Source organism: Blattabacterium sp. (Blattella germanica) str. Bge (assembly GCF_000022605.2).
GTDB lineage: Bacteria > Bacteroidota > Bacteroidia > Flavobacteriales > Blattabacteriaceae > Blattabacterium.
Genome location: NC_013454.1, coordinates 1 through 15,230 on the forward strand (window position 1 = coordinate 1; position 15,230 = coordinate 15,230).

The following is a 15,230-nucleotide window of genomic DNA, read 5'->3' on the forward strand; positions in this document are numbered from 1 at the left end:
ATGGGATTAATAATAGATTTTATGAAGAACCTCTTTACTCAAGAGATAGCTATAGATTTAGGAACTGCCAATACGCTTATTATGCACAATAATAAGGTTATAGTGGACTTACCTTCCATAATAGCTATAGATGTAAGAACAAAGAAAGTATTAGCAGTAGGAGAAGAAGCAAAACAGATGCAAGGAAAAACACATGAAAATATTAAGATATATAAACCATTAAAAGATGGAGTGATTGCAGATTATCAAGTAGCCGAACTTATGATAAGAGAATTTATAAAGAAAGTTCCAGGTATAAATAATAGATTTTTTACTCCATCATTAACAATGGTAATTTGCATTCCATCCGGAATCACAGAAGTTGAGAAAAGAGCAGTGAAAGACTCCGCTCAACATCTTAACGCCAAAGAAGTTTATCTTATTGAAGAACCCATGGCTGCTGCTATAGGTTCTGGAATTTCAGTTACTAAAGCAGAAGGAAATATGATCATTGATATAGGAGGAGGAACAACAGAATGTGGAGTCATAGCTTTAGGAGGAATTGTTTGTCAAAAATCCATAAAAATAGCTGGAGATGTTTTTACTAATGATATTTCTTATTTTCTTCGTACCAAATACAATTTATATATTGGAGAAAGGACTGCTGAGAAAATAAAAATAGATATAGGAGCAGCTATGGAATCTATTGACACTCCTCCTGAGGATATTCATATACAAGGTAGAGATTTACCTACAGGAAAACCAAAAGAAATGAATATTTCTTATAAAGAAACTATTCCTGCTCTTGACAAATCAATTTTACGAATTGAGGATGCTGTAATGGAAACTCTTTCAAGAACACCACCGGAACTTGCAGCAGATATTTATAAAACAGGAATTTATATGGCAGGAGGAGGATCTCTTTTAAGGGGATTAGATAAAAGAATATCCAAAAAAACGGGACTTTCTGTTTCTTTAGTAGATGATCCTTTAAGAGCTGTAGTCAAAGGAACAGGTGTAGCATTGAAAAATATTGATAAATTTACATTTTTAATGAAATAGGGTAGATAAATCTTATGCGTGAATTTTTCAGTTTTCTTTTGAAATGGCGTTTTTTTATTTTCTTTTTTTTACTAGAATGTGTTGCTATTTTTCTTTCTTTTTCAAATTCAAAACTTCATAAATATATTTACACCGGGTCTTCCAATTTCATGATTGGAAATATTTATGAAACCATTTATAAATTGCGTAGTTATTTTTTATTAGAAATTGAAAATAAAAGATTATTAAATGAAAATAAAAAATTGCGCAATGAACACATTTTTTCTAAAATCAGAAAAATATCTAAAGATTTCAAAGAAGAAAATATTGATTATCTACAGCAATATACTTTTACTCCCGTTCAGATTATAAATAATAGTATTCATGAACAGGAAAATTACATAACTATAAATAAAGGAAGTATAGATGGAATTAAACCTGATATGGGGATTATATTATCTGATGGAATTGCAGGAATTATTATAAAAACATCTCCACATTTTAGTATTGCTATTTCTCTTCTAAATCCAAAAATTAAAGTAAATGCCAGATTGAAAAAAAATAAATATTTTGGAACTCTAAGTTGGGATGGATTAGATCATGAATATGTGGTTTTGTATGACATCCCTAGACATTCCACAATTCATAAAGGAGATATAGTGGAAACAGATGGAAAATCTGCTACTTTTCCTGAAGGAATAGAAATTGGAAAAGTAGACTCTTATCAATTTGATGAAGAAGATGCTAATTATATTATAAAAGTAAAATTAATGGCTAATTTTTCGACTATAGAAAACGCTTATGTTGTAAAAAATTTATTCAAAAAAGAGTGGAAAGATGTTCAACTTTATAAAGTTGAAAATAAGTAATGAATTTTATTAAAAGTTTTATTGTTTCCGTTTTTTTGATTTTTCTTCTTTGTTTAATTCAGATATCAATATTAAATCCATTATTTTTAGGATGCTATTCTTATATCTATGTCCTTTTTATTTTGGTTTATCCCTACAATAGGAATCGATTTGTATTTTTGTTTTTATCTTTTTTAATTGGTTGTATAATAGATCATTGTATGAATTCTGGAGGAATTCATGCTTTTTCGGCAACTTTATCTGCTTTTTTAAGATTAAATTTCTTACAGTTTTTTGATGGGAAAAATTTTATAAATAGAAATGATTTTTCTATTTATGAGTTACCTTTTATTAGAAAAACTCTTTATATATTTTCATTAGTTTTCACTCATCATTTTTCTTTGTTAATATTAGAAATATTAAAAGGAACTACTTTTAGTAAAATTATTTTATTTAGAACAATATTCAGCAGTATTTTTACAACTATTTTATGTATTATATATTTTTTTTTCAGAAAAATTAAACATTGAAAAAATTATATAAGTTTTATATTTTATTAAGTTCTATAGGTTTTGTTTTTATAATTAGATTATTTTTTATACAAATATATACGGAAAAGTATATTTTGAATGCTTTTAATACTTCTATAAAACAAGAAATAATTATTCCTGAAAGAGGATCTATTTTCGATAGAAATGAAAATTTGTTGGTTTTTAATAAATCTATTTATGAATTAATAGTCATTCCAATTCTTATAGATGAACATTTTAATATTATAGAATTTTGTAATCTTGTAGGAATTGAAAAAAAAACTTTTTCTAAAAATTTAGAAAAAGCAAAAGCTTATTCTAAATATTTACCATCTGTTTTTCTTCCTTTTATATCAAAAGAAAAATTTGCTACCATACAAGAGAAACTTTATAAATACAAAGGATTTGATTGGACAAAACGATCTCTTAGAGATTATAAAGTAGAAAGTTCATCCAATGTTTTGGGATATATAGGAGAAGTAACTCAAAAGGATATTAAAAAAGAATCTAATTATTATCAAATGGGAGATTTTATTGGTTGGGCTGGAGTGGAAAAATCTTATGAAAAAATTCTGAGAGGAAAAAAGGGAATAAAATATTGGGTTAGAGATAGAAAAGGATGTATTATAGGAACTTATAACAATAGTCGAAATGATATAAAAGCAGTGAGTGGAAATGATATTTCCTTAACTATAGATTGGAATCTTCAGAAATATGCAGAACAGCTTATGTATCAAAAAAAAGGAGGAATAGTCGCTATTAATCCTAAAAATGGAGAAATTTTATCATTGGTGTCTAGTCCTATTAATAATCCTAATTTGTTTGTAGGGATTAATCGTTCTAAAGAATTTAAAAAATTAATGAAAGATACTATAGATAATCCTTTATTTGATAGAACAACACAAGCTCGTTATCCTCCAGCTTCTCCATTTAAATTGCTTACAGAATTAGCAGGTCTTCAAATGGGAGTAGTGGATACCAATACGACTTTTATATGTTATAAAGGATTTAAATATGGAAAAAAAAGAATTCATTGTCATTCTGGAATTCATGGATTTCCTATAGGAGTAGAAACAGCAGTTGCTGTTTCTTGCAATAATTATTTTGCACAAGTTTACAAACGTGTTATTGAAAAATATCCTAAAAATTTGACAAAAGGAGTTAATGAATGGAGTGATATTATCAAAAGTTTTGGATTTGGAAATTATTTGTACAATGATTTAGCTACAGGAGAAAAAGGAGTTATTCCTTCAGGAGATTATTACAATAAAAAATATGGAATTACAAAATGGAATGCTATTACTATTATTTCCAATAGTATAGGACAAGGAGAAATAAATGTAACTCCTATACAATTAGCCAATATGGTTTGTGCTATAGCAAATAAAGGTTTTTTTTATACTCCACATATTGTAAAACGTATAAATCATCAGCCTATATCAAATCCAAATTATACTAAAGCTAAACATACTAAAGTAAAAAGTCAATATTTTGATTTAATTATTAATGGAATGGAAAAAGTTTTTATAATTGGAACAGGAAGGAGTTTTCGATCATATGATATTAGAATGGCTGGAAAAACTGGAACGGCTCAAAATTTTCTAAAAATTAATAGCCATAAAATAGTTTCTTTACCTGACCATTCTATTTTTATATTATTTGCTCCTGTGGAAGATCCTCAAATAGCTATTTCTGTTATCATAGAAAATGGAGGTTTTGGATCTCGTTGGGCTGGACCTATTGCCAGTCTTATTGCAGAAAAATATATAAATAATGATGTACACAGGAAAAATTTGGAAAAAAAAATTATGACCTCAGGATTACAGAAAGTGTACGACTCTATAGCAAAAATGAAAAAATTCAATAATTTTTACAGAAAAAATTCTGTTGATAAAAAGAAATAAAATATTATTAAGAAATATAGACTGGGTAATTGTCACGATTTATATTTTCATGATTTTTTTTGGATGTATGAATTTGTATTCCGTTTCTCCTGAAAAAGCAGAAAAACAACTAATATGGATTTTATTAAGTTTTTTTTTCATATTCTTTGTTTTTTTATTTAAACCGATTCACTATAAATATAGTGCCCCATTTTTCTTTTTATTCACGTTATTTCTTTTAATTGGAGTATTTTTTTTTGGAAAAAACGTGAATGGATCAAAATCTTGGTATGTTTTTGGCCCAGTTAGTTTCCAACCTTCTGAACTCGCTAAAATATCTACATCTTTAATGGTAGCTCATTTGATGAGTCAGGGTCATATTAAAAATAAAAAAATATTATTTTATACATGTATTGTATTAATATTACCTGCTTTTTTAATATTTGTTCAACCCGATCCAGGGTCTTCTATAGTTTTTTCCTCTTTTCTATTAACTTTATATAGAGAAGGATTGTCTATTTTTTTTATACTTTATTTTTTATTTTCTATTTTATTATTTGTTATATCGTTAAATATATCATCTTGGATAATAGTTTCATTTCTATTTGTAATTTTTCTTTTTATCTTTTTTGCAAAAAAAAATGTATCATTTATTGATTTATTTTTTTATATATTTTTATTTGTTAGTTTTTCTTCTGTTTCCATTTTGTCTCCATTTTTTTCTCAAAAGTTTTTGAAAAAACATCATAGAGATAGAATTAATATTCTATTTCAAAATGAATTTGACAGAAAATATAGAGATAATGTAGGATATAATTTATTATATTCAAAAACAGCTATTGGTTCTGGAAAATTTTTTGGAAAAGGATATCAAAAAGGAACTGTAACAAAAGGAAAATTTGTTCCTGAACAACATACTGATTATATTTTTTGTACTGTAGGAGAAGAATGGGGTTTTATAGGAAGTTTTATTTTCATTACATTTTATTTATTCTTTATTAGTCGTATTTATTTTTTATCTGAAAGACAAAAAGATGTTTTTGGAAGAATTTTTGGATATTCAGTTGGGAATATTATTTTGACTCATTTTATCATGAATTTAGGCATGGTGATGGGGCTTTTTCCTACAATAGGAATTGTTTTGCCTTTTTTCAGTTATGGTGGATCATCTCTTTGGTCTTTTACCATTTTATTATTTATATTTGTGAGAATAGACGCATCAGATCAGATTAGTTTTATATAGGGGCTGATTTTGGATTTGACAGCAAGATTAGTTATAAAAGAAAGCATACCGTGTTACGTAAGGTTTTTCACGTAAATCAAGCGTTACAAAATAATAAACGGCGAACAACAATACGCTTTTGCTGCTTAATGTTCAATTAAGCTTTATCTGCAAAAATGCAGAAGTAAAATATCTCTCAGAAATTCTTCCTTATAGTTTCTGATATAGAGGTACAAGAAGATGTTAAGGATTAGGAAAACAGATGATTCTTAAGTTTTCTGAAAAATTGTTTTGAATCTTAGTTTTGATTTCGGATCCAAAACTGGAATAGAAACGTAATAATTTTTTTTGGATAAGTATGTAGAAAACTTTTATGCTACTTGTTTGGACGCGGGTTCAAATCCCGCCAGCTCCATTTCTTTTATTATTTTTCAAATTTTATGTGAAATAAGAAAAATTCAGTTTCTTTTATACAGTATTTTTTCAGGAATTTTATTGAGTTTAGGATGGCCGACTGACGGAAATCCTATGTATTTATTCATAGCTTTCATTCCTTTGTTGTATGTAGAAAATCACTTAAAAAATTTTTGTATTTTTTTTCTTTCTTTTATTACTTTTTTAATATGGAATGCGACTTCTACATGGTGGTTGTCTTATTCAAAAAGAGTTGATGGAGCTTTCGCTATAGAAGCTTATCTATCCCCTGTATTATTGAATTCTTTTTTTATGTCAATTGTTTTTACTTTTTACTCATGGATAAAAAAACATATAAAAAGTAAAAAAGTAGGATATGTATTTTTAGTTTGCTTATGGATTTTATTTGAAAAAATGCATTTAGAATGGGAATTATCTTGGCCATGGCTGAATTTAGGAAATGGTTTTTCTAATCACACAAAATGGATTCAATGGTACGAATATACTGGAACTTTAGGAGGATCTATATGGATATGGACAGTCAACATTGGATTGACAGAATCTATTGTAAAATATGAGAAAAATAAAAATCTATTTTCTTTATATAGAAGAATTTATTTCAACATAGTAAAAATTTTTTTTATGATTTTTATATCACATCTCATATATATGAAATATGAAGAAAAAAAATATGGAAGATTTGTAGATACATTAATTTTACAACCTAATATAGATCCATATAATCAAAAATATAGTTTTTCAAAAAAAAAACTGATTTTGAAATTAAAAAAATTAATGGATCAAAAAATATCTAAAAAGTCTATGATGATATTGGCTCCTGAAACTACATTTCCTGGAAATGGAAATAAAATGCCAATAAAAAACATAAGTAACAATGAAATTGTTTCTGCATTTAGAAATTATTTAAAAAATAAATCTCCAAATACTGTATTTATAACAGGCGTGGAATTATTTTCTTTATATAAAGAAAAAACAAGTAAAACTTCTTTTCCTATTTTTTTAAAAAATTCTAAAAATATACAATGGGTCGATATTTTTAATTCAGTTATTCAGATAGGAATTCATGAAAATATAGAATATCATCATAAATCTAAACTGGTACCAGCAGTAGAAACGTTTCCTTATAAAAAAATTTTTTATCCTATATTGGGAAATATCTTACTCAATTTTGGAGGAACTGTAATGGAACTTGGAAAAGAAAGTTATCCTACCGTTTTCCATCATCCTCATGATGGAGTAAAGATAGCTCCTATTATTTGTTATGAGTCAGTATTTGGAGAGTATGTTTCTAATTTTTTTAAGAAAAAGAATGCAGAATTGATGGTTATCATTACTAATGATGGATGGTGGGGGCACTCAGAAGGACACAAACAACATATGTATTACGCACGAATCAGAGCTATTGAAAATAGAAAATATATAGCTAGATCAGCTAATACAGGAATCTCTTGCTTTATTAACGAAAAAGGAGAAATAATATCAAAAATTCCTTATGGAAAAGAAGGAGTTTTGTATGATAGAATATATCTAAATAATAAAAAAACGTTTTATATAAAGTATGGAGATTTCATTTATAAAATTAGTTTATTAACAATAATAATAATTTTATTACATTCAGTATACTCTAATCTATTTGTCAAATTGTAATTTTCTGATAGGCTTCTCCTATGTGATCGATAATATCACTAGATATAATTGATTCTTCACTAAATTTGTTTGCAGCAATATCTCCCGATAATCCATGTAAATAAACTCCCATGATGCATGATTTTTTTGGAGAATAACCTTGAGATAACAAACTTGTTATCATCCCAGTCAGAACATCTCCAGTTCCAGCGGTTGCCATACCAGGATTTCCTGTGCTATTAAAATACAAATTACCACAAGGAGTAGAAATAATAGAATGAGCTCCTTTCAATATAATGAATATTTTATATTTTACAGATATTTCCTTTACAAGATCTAATTTTTGATAATCATTTTTCCATGCCCCAAATAATCTATAAAATTCTTTTGGATGTGGAGTGATAATAGTATCATTTGGAAGAATATTTAATAATTCTAATTGATTTGATAATATATTTAAACCATCTGCATCAACTACCATAGATATTTTTTTATCTTTTATTTTTCGTAGAAAAGAAGCGAAAGCATTCTCAGTTTGAGGATGTGTTCCCATACCAATACCTATTCCTATTGCATTGATATCCGTGGGGATAATAATATCACTTATCCAATTTTTTTTGACATCTGTTTTTACAATGACTTCTGGAAAAGAAGTCTGAATAATTTCGTATCCACAATAAGGTACATGTACACTTAATTTTCCTATTCCAGTTCTAAAACTGGCTTTTGCAGCAAGTATAACAGACCCTATCATTCCATTATTTCCACCTATAATCATTCCATGTCCATAATTTCCTTTATGGGAAAATTTTCTTCTTTTTTTCTTATATATAGAATAAATACATTTATCATCTATATAAAAGTTTTTTGTATGTATTTTTTTAAGGAAATCATTTTTCCATCCAATGTTTAATATCCACCATTTTCCAACATAATTTGCATAAATTGGAAATAAAAAAGGTAATTTGGGAACTTGAAAAGTTAAAGTATGAGTGGCTTTAATTATTCCTGTAAAATTATCATGACTTTTTTCCATGAAAAGACCAGAAGGAATGTCTATAGATAGAACCGATTGAAATTTTTTTTCATTGATATAATGAAAAAAAGATTTCCAATATGGATTGACAGAACGATTTAATCCTATTCCGAAAATAGCATCAATTAAATAACTTTTCTGATCTAATAAAGGAAATTTTTCTTTTTCACAAATAATTTGTAAAGGGATGTTATATCTTAATACTTTCTCTTTATTGATTAAAAATTCATTTGAAAAGTGATTAGAAATATTCACTATATATATGGAAACTTTTGCTCCATATAAATATAACATTTTAGCTAAAACGAGTCCATCTCCTCCATTTTTTCCATTTCCTGATAATACTATAAATGGAATTTTTCTAACTTGAAAATGTTTATTTTTTACAATCCAATTGAAACAGCTTTTAGCTGCTCTTTCCATTAATTCTATAGAAGAAATAGATTCGTAATCAATACAGTATTGATCCACTTTTCTGATTTGATTTAAAGAAAGAATTTTCATTTTTTAAAATGAATTTATTATTTTTGGTTTTGTAAGTTTTCTATTTTTATTAGTATTAGATTATAAAATCTGATTGGTATCTGCAAATATAAAACGATTAATCTAGATGGCCGAGTATAATTTGACCCTTCCAGCCATGGGTGAAAGTATAGCTGAGGCTACTATCATTCGTTGGTTAAAAAAAGAGGGAGATTCTATAAAAAAAGAAGACCTTTTGGTAGAAATAGCTACAGATAAAGTAGATTCTGAAATTTCTTCTCCAGTCAATGGGATATTAAAAAAGAAATTATTTTATCCCAATGAAGTGGCTAAGGTGGGAAGTCCAATAGCAATTTTAGAAACAGAAGAAGAATTAAAAAAATTGCCTATAAAAGATGAAATAATAAAAGAAAATAAAAAACGTTTTTATTCTCCTCTTGTACGTACTATTGCTCATAAAGAAGGTGTTAGTTTTTACGAATTGGAAACAATAGAGGGGACTGGAGCAAAAGGCCGTGTCACTAAAAAAGACATATTAAAATATATTCAAAAAAATAAAATCATTCCGCCTAAATACAGTGATATGTTTCTATCATATCATACAAAAAATAATAATATGATGATAGAAAATGAAGAAATTGTAGAAATGGATAGAATGCGTAGAATCACTGCAGAACATATGATGAACAGCAAAAATATATCTGCACATGTTACTTCTTTTGTAGAAGCAGATGTAACAAATATTGTGAAATGGAGAGAAAAAATGAAAGATTCTTTTCAAAAAAATACAGGAGAAAAACTAACTTTAATGTCTGTTTTTGTGGAATGTGTGGTTAAAGCCATTAAGGATCTTCCTATGATCAATATTTCCGTAAATGGTACGAATATAATAAAGAAAAGAAATATTCATATAGGATTAGCGACAGCTTTACCTAATGGTAATTTAATTGTTCCTGTTATAAAACACGCAGATTCTTATAGTTTAGGAGGATTAATAAAAATCATTAATGACTTAATAAAAAGAGCTAAATCTAATCAATTAAAACCAGAAGAAACTCAAGGGGGAACTTATACAATTAGCAATATTGGTAGTTTTGGAAATCTTTTTGGAACTCCAATTATACATCAACCACAGGTTGCTATTATGGCTATAGGGTTGATCCAAAAAAAATTATCTATTATAGAAACGCCAGAAGGTGATTTAATAGGAATTAGACACAAAATTTATTTGTCTCATTCTTATGATCATCGTGTAATAGATGGAGTTTTGGGAGGAGGATTTGCTAAAAAGGTTGCTTTATATTTGGAAAAATTTAATTGTTATACGAAAATATAAAAATTTAAAATTTATGAAAGTCAATTTTGATGTACTTATTGAAATACCAAAAGGTAGTAGAAATAAATATGAATTTGATAAAAAAAATAATCTCATTCGATTAGATCGAGTTTTGTATTCTCCTATGAGTTATCCAACAGATTATGGATTTATTCCCAAAACACTTTCTATGGATGGAGATCCATTAGATGCATTAGTTTTCTTGACGGTTCCTACAGTTCCGGGTTGTTTAATCAAAGTCAAACCTATTGGAATTTTTTTTATGATAGATGAAAAAGGAGAAGACGAAAAAATTATTTGTGTTCCCATAGCTGATCCAAACTATAATACAATCAATAGTATTGATGAAATTTCTTTACATACTAAAAAAGAAATAGAACATTTTTTTTCAGTGTATAAAGATCTAGAAAACAAAAAAGTTAAAGTAGGAAATTGGAAAGATCAAGATAAAGCTATTTTTGTATATGAACAATCTTGTTTACGATATAAAAATCATTTATCGCAAATGTAATTCTTTCAATTTTTCTTTTTTCAAAAAAGATGGAGCTTTTGTCATTAGATCTTCTCCATAATTGCTTTTTGGAAAAGCAATGAAGTTTTTTATATCATCATTCCCTTCTAAAAGATTAATGAGTCGATCTAAACCAAAAGCTATTCCACCATGAGGAGGAGTTCCATATTCAAAAGATTTGATAAAAAATCCGAATTCAGATTCTATTTCTTTTGCAGATAATCCTAAATGTTTAAAAATTAAATTTTGTATGTTTTGATTATGAATGCGGATAGATCCACTTCCTATTTCTATTCCATTTATAATCAAATCGTAAGACTGAGAACGAATATTTTCTGGATATTTTTCCAATAAGTGAATATCTTCTTTTTTAGGACTTGTAAATGGATGATGTACTGATTTATATCTTTTAGATCTCTCATCCCATTCTAAAAGAGGTAAATCAGTTACCCATAAAGGTTTAAAAATTTTTGAATTTTTCAAATTCAAGTGATTAGCTATTTCTAAACGAACTTTTCCAAGTGTTTTTCTGGTATTTTTTCTTTTTCCGTAAGAAATGAATAATAAATCTCCAGGAACCGCTTGAAAATGATTGATAAAAATTGTTATAATTTCCTCGCTAAAAAAATCTGGATTAGAAGAAAGTAAAGTTTTATTCGATAAATATTGGATCCAAAAAATATTTGGATTTTCTATTTTTTTGAATAAAGAATTCATCTGATCATGATTTTTATGACATTTTGGAACTTTTATTCCTATTATTAATTCTTGTTCTTTTAAAAAAGAAATATTTTTTTTTTGTACTAAATTATTTAATTCTATAAATGGCATTCCAAAACGAATATCAGGACTATCCGTCCCATACATTTTCATTGCATCAGAATAAGAAATACAAGGAAAAGATTCTAATTGAATATTTTTTATTCTTCGAAATAAATGTTTTATAAAATTTTCAAAAAAAATTAATACGTCATCTACTTCTACAAAAGACATTTCACAATCTATTTGTGTAAATTCAATTTGTCTATCAGAACGAGCATCTTCATCTCTAAAACATTTCACGATTTGAAAATATTTATCAATTCCCCCTATCATTAATAATTGTTTAAATAATTGAGGAGATTGAGCTAATGCATAAAATTTTCCAACATGTGTTCTAGATGGAACAACAAAACTTCTAGCACCTTCTGGTGTATAATTTATCAATACAGGAGTTTCTATTTCTAAAAACCCATTTTGAGAAAGAAAATTGCGTATTTCTAAAGCAAGATTATGACGAATTATCAAATTATTTTTGATAGGATTTCTCCTAATATCAAGATATCTATATTTCATTCTAATTTCTTCATTTCCATCTGTTTGATTTTCAATAGTAAAAGGAGTAGGAAGAGAAGAATTCAATATTTCTATCTGAGAAACTGAAATTTCTATTTCACCTGTAGGAATATTATTATTTTTGGATATTCTTTCGACTACTTTTCCCTGAATTTTAATTAAAAATTCTTTTCCTAAAAAAAATTTTTCTATTAAATTTTTAGAAAAAATAAGTTGAGTGATTCCAAAATAATCTCTAATATCTATAAAACAAAGAGATCCTAAATTTCTTTTTTTTTGAATCCATCCAGATAAAACAACTTCTTTTCCAATATCTTTTTTACACAATTCTCCACAATTATGTGTTCTATACATTTATTTTACTTTTTTATCTGTAAACAACTCCTCATAAACTTCTACAATATCTCCAGATCTAAGATTCTGATAATTTTTGATTCCTAAACCACATTCATATCCTTTAGAAACTTCTTTTACATCTTCTTTAAAACGTTTTAGGGAAGTAAATTCTCCATTATGAATAACAATTCCTTCCCGAATTAATCTGACTTTTGCTTGTCGTAATAATTTTCCTTCTACGACCATACATCCAGCTATAGTTCCTGCTTTTGGAATTTTAAAAATTTCTCTTATTTCAGCATTTCCTAATATTTTTTCTCTTCTTTCAGGAGAAAGCATTCCATCCATTGCTTCTTGAATATCATTAGTTACATCATATATGATTGAGTAAGTTCGTATTTCTATATTTTCTTTTTTTGCTATATTTTTAGATCCAATATTAGGACGAACATTGAATCCTATTATGATTGCATCTGAAGCACTTGCTAATAAAACGTCAGATTCCGTGATTTGACCAACTCCTTTATAAATAATATTTACCATGATAGTATTCGTAGATAATTTTTGAAGGGCATCAGCAATGGCTTCTACTGATCCATCTACATCTCCTTTAAGAATTATTTTTAATTCTTTGAAATCTCCTAAAGCTATCCGCCTTCCTATCTCATCTAATGTAAGATGTTTTTGAGCTCTAATATTCTGTTCTCTCTGTAATTGTTCTCTTCTAGAAGCAAGCTGTTTTGCTTCTTTTTCATCTTGAAAAACTTTAAATTTATCCCCAGCTGTAGGAGCTCCGTTTAATCCCAATATAGTAATGGGTTTTGATGGCCCTGCATAAGAAATAGATTTTCCCCTTTCATCTAAAAGGTTTTTTACTTTTCCATGATGTCTTCCTGCTAATACATAATCACCAATCTTTAATGTTCCTCCTTGTAAAAGTAAAGTCGTAATATATCCTCTTCCTTTATCTAAAGAAGCTTCTATTACTGTGCCTATGGCAGGTTTATTTGGGTTAGCTTTTAAATCTAATAATTCAGATACTAAAAGAACTTTTTCTAATAATTTATCAACTCCAGTTCCCAATTTTGCTGATATTTCTTGAGAAGGATATTTACCACCCCATTCTTCTACTAAGAAATTTAAGTTGGCTAATTGTTCTTTAATTTTATCGGAATTTGCGTTAGGTTTATCCATTTTATTAAATACAAAAATAATGGGAACGTTGGCAGCTTGAGCATGACTGATTGCTTCTTTAGTTTGTGGCATCACTTGATCATCTGCTGCTATAACTATGATTGCAATATCTGTTATTTGAGCTCCTCTTGCACGCATAGCAGTAAACGCTTCATGACCTGGAGTATCTAAAAAAGTAATGCTTTGATGATTCGAACATTCAACACTATAAGCCGCTATATGTTGAGTAATTCCACCTGCTTCTCCAGCAATAACGTTAGTATTTCTAATATAATCTAATAAAGATGTTTTTCCATGATCTACATGTCCCATAACAGTGATTATCGGTGGTCTTGGTCTTAAATCCTCCTCTAAATCCTTATCATCTTGAACGGCTTCTTCTAAATCTAATCCAACAAATTCTACATTATATCCAAATTCATCTGCTACTAAAGTTAATATTTCTGCATCCAATCTTTGATTCATAGTAACCATTATTCCTAAAGACATACAAGATACAATCACATCCGTTGCATTCACTTTCATCATGGATGCTAATTCATTAACTGTTGTAAATTCAGCTACTTTAAGTATTTTATCTTTTTTTTCATTCTCTATTTCATTTTGCAATAGTCTTTTTTCTTTTTTGTATTGGCGTTTTTCTTTTCTAATTTTTGAAGCTTTGGATTTGATTCCTTTAGATGATAACTTTTCCAAAGTTTCTTTGATTTGTTTCTCTATTTGTTCATCAGTAATTCCTGATTTTTGGAAATTTTTTTTATTTTTTTTATCTGATTTATCTGTTTTTTTTTCATAAGAATGTTTTAAAGAAAATTTTCTTTCTTTATCCTGTTTTTTTCTAACAGAAATATTTTTCATTTCATCAATCACAATTTCTTTTTTAATTCTTTTTCGTTTTTTTTTGATTTCTTGCTTCGTTCTTTTCTTTTCAAATTGAGACAAATCAATTCTATCTCCTGTTAACATAACTCCATCTAATTTTTGATAAATAGTGTCTATGTGTTCAGGTTTATTATCTTTGAATTTATTTTCTACTTTTTTATGCAAATTATTTTTTTTTTCTTCTTTAGCATCATATTTTTTTGTATCAATATTTATTTTTCCTATTTTCTTGAATTCAATTAAATTTTCCGATTTAGCACGTATAATTTGAGGAGTATGAATCTGTTTAGATTTTAACAATTCTTCTTTTATTTTTTCTTTTTCCATCCTTTTTTGCAAAAATATTTTCTCGGACTCATCTCGTATTTCTTTATAAGTTTGAAATTCTCGTACAAGAAATTTGTAAACTTGTCCTTCTATTTTTGCATTAGGATTATGTTCTATTTCAATTCCCTTTTTTTGTAAAAAACTAACTACTCTTTGTAAAGAAATATTGAATTGGGTTAATACTGTTTTTAATCTGATTTTATCAGTCATATTATATATTGTGTAA

The 15,230-nt window shown here is 27.2% G+C and carries 11 protein-coding genes and 1 other RNA gene; 9 read left to right on the plus strand and 3 right to left on the minus strand.

Annotation, left to right across the window (positions count from 1 at the left end; all coding sequences use genetic code 11):
- From BLBBGE_RS00010 to lnt, 7 genes are all read left to right on the plus strand, one after another.
- Positions 1-1,041: a rod shape-determining protein gene (locus tag BLBBGE_RS00010; RefSeq protein ID WP_012840554.1), complete on the plus strand. Its 1,041-nt coding sequence runs from the start codon at positions 1-3 to the stop codon at positions 1,039-1,041.
- Between the two features lie 14 nt (positions 1,042-1,055).
- Positions 1,056-1,889: a rod shape-determining protein MreC gene (gene mreC / locus BLBBGE_RS00015; RefSeq protein ID WP_012840555.1), complete on the plus strand. Its 834-nt coding sequence runs from the start codon at positions 1,056-1,058 to the stop codon at positions 1,887-1,889.
- Positions 1,889-2,398, plus strand: coding sequence for a hypothetical protein (locus tag BLBBGE_RS00020; RefSeq protein WP_012840556.1), 510 nt, complete (start codon positions 1,889-1,891; stop codon positions 2,396-2,398). The genes mreC and BLBBGE_RS00020 overlap by 1 nt, the downstream gene beginning before the upstream one ends.
- Positions 2,395-4,302, plus strand: a complete 1,908-nt coding sequence (mrdA, locus tag BLBBGE_RS00025; RefSeq protein WP_012840557.1) for a penicillin-binding protein 2 — start codon at positions 2,395-2,397, stop codon at positions 4,300-4,302. Before BLBBGE_RS00020 ends, mrdA begins: the two co-directional genes overlap by 4 nt.
- 67 nt (positions 4,303-4,369) lie before the next feature.
- Positions 4,370-5,524: a rod shape-determining protein RodA gene (rodA, locus tag BLBBGE_RS00030; RefSeq protein ID WP_255321554.1), complete on the plus strand. Its 1,155-nt coding sequence runs from the start codon at positions 4,370-4,372 to the stop codon at positions 5,522-5,524.
- Positions 5,524-5,921, plus strand: a transfer-messenger RNA (tmRNA) gene (gene ssrA, locus BLBBGE_RS03150). The genes rodA and ssrA overlap by 1 nt, the downstream gene beginning before the upstream one ends.
- Complete coding sequence (lnt, locus tag BLBBGE_RS00035; protein ID WP_226989457.1) at positions 5,888-7,585, plus strand: apolipoprotein N-acyltransferase; 1,698 nt, start codon at positions 5,888-5,890, stop codon at positions 7,583-7,585. Before ssrA ends, lnt begins: the two co-directional genes overlap by 34 nt.
- Here the strand turns inward: lnt and BLBBGE_RS00040 are convergent.
- Entirely contained in the window at positions 7,575-9,104 is a 1,530-nt protein-coding gene (locus tag BLBBGE_RS00040) for a bifunctional ADP-dependent NAD(P)H-hydrate dehydratase/NAD(P)H-hydrate epimerase (protein WP_012840560.1), read from the minus strand. The genes lnt and BLBBGE_RS00040 overlap by 11 nt on opposite strands.
- Before the next feature lie 106 nt (positions 9,105-9,210).
- Here BLBBGE_RS00040 and BLBBGE_RS00045 point away from each other — a divergent pair, with 106 nt between their 5' ends.
- Together BLBBGE_RS00045 and BLBBGE_RS00050 are read left to right on the plus strand one after the other, a co-directional pair.
- Positions 9,211-10,419: a dihydrolipoamide acetyltransferase family protein gene (locus tag BLBBGE_RS00045; protein ID WP_012840561.1), complete on the plus strand. Its 1,209-nt coding sequence runs from the start codon at positions 9,211-9,213 to the stop codon at positions 10,417-10,419.
- A gap of 13 nt (positions 10,420-10,432) precedes the next feature.
- A complete protein-coding gene (locus BLBBGE_RS00050; protein WP_012840562.1) occupies positions 10,433-10,930 on the plus strand; it encodes an inorganic diphosphatase in 498 nt (165 codons plus the stop codon).
- Here the strand turns inward: BLBBGE_RS00050 and aspS are convergent.
- Both aspS and infB read right to left on the minus strand, forming a co-directional pair.
- Positions 10,916-12,619, minus strand: coding sequence for an aspartate--tRNA ligase (aspS, locus tag BLBBGE_RS00055; RefSeq protein ID WP_012840563.1), 1,704 nt, complete (start codon positions 12,617-12,619; stop codon positions 10,916-10,918). The genes BLBBGE_RS00050 and aspS overlap by 15 nt on opposite strands.
- Positions 12,620-15,214, minus strand: coding sequence for a translation initiation factor IF-2 (gene infB / locus BLBBGE_RS00060; protein WP_012840564.1), 2,595 nt, complete (start codon positions 15,212-15,214; stop codon positions 12,620-12,622).
- Positions 15,215-15,230 lie beyond the last annotated feature (16 nt).

What these genes read in the sequence shown, in the direction of transcription:
- mreC (WP_012840555.1), top strand. Translation starts at nt 1,056, where the DNA reads ATGCGTGAATTTTTCAGTTTTCTTTTGAAATGGCGTTTTTTTATTTTC.
- aspS (WP_012840563.1), bottom strand. Translation starts at nt 12,619, where the DNA reads ATGTATAGAACACATAATTGTGGAGAATTGTGTAAAAAAGATATTGGA.
- rodA (WP_255321554.1), top strand. Translation starts at nt 4,370, where the DNA reads ATGAATTTGTATTCCGTTTCTCCTGAAAAAGCAGAAAAACAACTAATA.
- BLBBGE_RS00045 (WP_012840561.1), top strand. Translation starts at nt 9,211, where the DNA reads ATGGCCGAGTATAATTTGACCCTTCCAGCCATGGGTGAAAGTATAGCT.
- BLBBGE_RS00010 (WP_012840554.1), top strand. Translation starts at nt 1, where the DNA reads ATGGGATTAATAATAGATTTTATGAAGAACCTCTTTACTCAAGAGATA.
- BLBBGE_RS00020 (WP_012840556.1), top strand. Translation starts at nt 1,889, where the DNA reads ATGAATTTTATTAAAAGTTTTATTGTTTCCGTTTTTTTGATTTTTCTT.
- BLBBGE_RS00050 (WP_012840562.1), top strand. Translation starts at nt 10,433, where the DNA reads ATGAAAGTCAATTTTGATGTACTTATTGAAATACCAAAAGGTAGTAGA.
- infB (WP_012840564.1), bottom strand. Translation starts at nt 15,214, where the DNA reads ATGACTGATAAAATCAGATTAAAAACAGTATTAACCCAATTCAATATT.
- BLBBGE_RS00040 (WP_012840560.1), bottom strand. Translation starts at nt 9,104, where the DNA reads ATGAAAATTCTTTCTTTAAATCAAATCAGAAAAGTGGATCAATACTGT.